The sequence below is a fragment of the Providencia sp. PROV122 genome (genome assembly GCF_028482365.1).
Lineage (GTDB): Bacteria > Pseudomonadota > Gammaproteobacteria > Enterobacterales > Enterobacteriaceae > Providencia > Providencia stuartii.
In genome coordinates this window covers 1-2,835 of the sequence record NZ_JAMPQI010000071.1, presented here as the reverse complement: position 1 = coordinate 2,835, position 2,835 = coordinate 1, and the positions used below count along the sequence as shown (strand labels likewise).

4 protein-coding genes are annotated in these 2,835 nt (G+C 40.5%); all 4 read right to left on the bottom strand.

What is annotated here, in order from left to right:
• Positions 1 to 849: FGGY-family carbohydrate kinase (locus tag PSE69_RS19740; protein WP_272675346.1), on the bottom strand; the 849-nt coding region annotated here is incomplete at its 3' end.
• Between the two features lie 275 nt (positions 850 to 1,124).
• A complete protein-coding gene (locus tag PSE69_RS19735) occupies positions 1,125 to 1,682 on the bottom strand; it encodes a glycerol-3-phosphate responsive antiterminator (RefSeq protein WP_004916012.1) in 558 nt (185 codons plus the stop codon).
• Between the two features lie 11 nt (positions 1,683 to 1,693).
• Positions 1,694 to 2,488 carry a class I fructose-bisphosphate aldolase gene (locus tag PSE69_RS19730; RefSeq protein WP_004916010.1) on the bottom strand — a complete coding sequence of 265 codons (795 nt, stop codon included), beginning with the start codon at positions 2,486 to 2,488 and terminating at the stop codon, positions 1,694 to 1,696.
• 102 nt (positions 2,489 to 2,590) lie between these two features.
• Positions 2,591 to 2,835, bottom strand: a 245-nt coding sequence (locus PSE69_RS19725; RefSeq protein ID WP_272675345.1) for a hypothetical protein, incomplete at its 5' end; no start/stop codon positions are given.

The following is a 2,835-nucleotide window of genomic DNA, read 5'->3' as shown; positions in this document are numbered from 1 at the left end:
TAAATCTTTATCAACCACCGGTTTGTCGGTGACATATTCGTTGATACTCCATGTCCCCGCTACAATCGCTAATTTATTGGTTTGGTTGATACCTGAAGCTAATGAAGAAGCGGAAATATCAAAGATACCACCTGAAACTGGTGTGCCTGCTTTAAGGCCAGTCAGTGCAGCGATTTCTTCTGTAATACGGCCGCAACAATCAGTGGATAACTTGATCGGCGGTAGTTTATCTTTCCACGATAGCCCACCCCAGAAAGCGAGTAGTTCATTGTCGTAGCAACGATCGCGTACGTTAATCAAGTTAGTACCTGAGATGTCGGTCAGCTCTTGTGTGGCTTCACCCGTCAAATAAAAGCGGATCAGATCTTTCACCATAAAGATGTAACGCGCCTTTTCCAGTGTTTCAGGTTCATTATCTTGTAGCCAAGCGAGTAGGGCGACAGGTTGGCCTGCCCAAATTGATTGCATGGTTTTAGGTAGAATTTCACTTTCGAATTTAGGTGATTGATACCATTGTTCAACATATTTTTTGGCACGATTATCTGTTGAAATAATGCCATTACGAGTGGGTTTTCCCTGCTCATCAACTAAATAGAGACCATTACCATGACCGGTTACTGAGATGCCAATAATATCGGCAGCATCAATAACTGATTTTTTAAGTACCTCTTTAATAACGAGTAAATTAGATTGCCATAACTCCTCAATATCCCTTTCAGTAAAAAAGGGTTTTGGGGTGATCATCCGAGTGGTATTGGACGCAATAGCCAGTACTTGGCCTTCGAGGTTATAGATAGCAGCCTTGGTCACAGTGCCGCCATTATCAATTCCTAAGATATATTTTTTCATGGAACTCCTCTAACCCTTCATATTTCGCACCATAGCGTCGTTGGCTGCATTTGACTACCCGAGTCACATACTTATGTATGCTCCCTGGGATATCCTCATTTACCGCCTAGCTGTAGCACGAACTATTTTGGGTGGCTGTTACACCACAGATATTTCATACAACAGCTCTATTGTTTTATTTTGAATCGCTGTAGAGCGTATATTTTGGGTTTATCATTATTTTAATTATTTGAGTTGTAATGGTGTTGGCGTAGGGTTTACAACTCAAACTTTAATTACCACAATGTATGTTCACTGGTGGTAATGCCGTTAAAACCGGTATAAAAAATCTTTTCAACTAAGTATTTTCGTTTAACAAAGCCACCTGCAATAAATTGCGTATTGGCTTGGTTAAAACTGCGTTTTAATAAATCAAAACAGGTACAAGCATATTCAGCAGGTAATAACTCGATCGCATCGACATCCACGGAATAGTTTTTGACCATATTACTGGCCTGTTCTAGTGATCGTGAATCAACGAGTAATACGCGAAAGATGGTGTCTAACCCTTCTTTTTTTGCGTAACGTAGGGCTGTAAAATTTGATGAAATAACACCATCCACCTTATAAAAATTCTTTAATACGGTGACGCCAGCTTGGTCAGGTTTAAATCCACCTAATAACTCCAAATGGACTAACACCTTTTTTCCCGCTTTATGGCATTTCCCAATCATCGACTGTAAATTGCCGATATCGGCGTCCGGCAATAAGATATATTCAGAGTGGCTAGCAAGTGCGCGCTCGAAATATTTATAGTTGCGAACCGATGGGATGATGGTGTTATTTAAATTCATGCTAATAATTCCTAATTTTTATTTTGATAGAGCGCAAATGCCTCTTCAGGTGATGCACCGAGATGGATGATAGCGTTAAGGCCAGCCACCATCGCGACAGGGTTAGGGTCTTGAGTGATGTTACGGCCCACAGCAACGCCTTTGGCTCCCATCTTCATACAGTGTTCAACAAATTTGAAATAACTCAGTGTATCGGTTTTTGGTCCACCGAGTGCTAAAACAGGTACCATTGATGCTTCGACAATCAAATAGTCGTCTGGTGTGCCAGAAAAACGTGTTTTGATGATATCTGCCCCTAACTCAACCGCAATACGCGCAGAGTCAGCAATCACTTTGGCTTCATTGGATTCAGGACTCGTTACTGCATAGCCGTATGGCAGTGATTCAACGATAAATGGCATATTCCATTGCTCAGCTTGTTTGACCAGTCTTGCCGTCATAGCGTGAGTTTTCTCTTCATTAAATGCGCCGGGGAAGGTCATGCATACCATGCCATCAGCACCCATTTTCAGTGCTTCTTCGGCACCAAAAACTTGTTGGGTATCAGGCACACTGTTGTCATACACATTTACTGTAGAATCAACACGTAGCACGATTGAAACATCATTAAAGGCATCTGCATAGTTTCTTGCCATACCATAAGTGATTAAGGCGCAATCTAAACCGTTAGCAGCCAGTTCAGGCATTTTCTTGATGGTGTTATCGATGCCAGCAGTTTTGGTGGAGAAAAAATAACCGTCGAGTGCCAGTGTGACGGACTTACCATCTTTTGCAAAAATTTTGGATAAACGGCGTTGTTTAGACATAATATTTCCTTTATAAAAAATAAAAAAAGCCCTCAGAGACCGTTTTGATCTCTGAGGGCTTTCAGTTCACTGACCCTGTGGTTTTCTGTTTTTCTTTTCGGCTTAGAAAAATAGAAAACCTAATCGGTATTTGATGACTTCTTTTTCATACTGATAGGTAATTTTCTTATTAGATGATTTTAATCGGAAAATTAATCTGTCAGTCAGTTTATTAAAGTTAGCTGGGTTTAAATTAACTAAGTTTAATAAACTGGGTATGGCTATTATCTCTACCATACCCAAGTTTGCGTTGTCTAATGGATGTTGCAAAATTGTGATAAGTGTCGCGTTAAACTTTTTGACATATC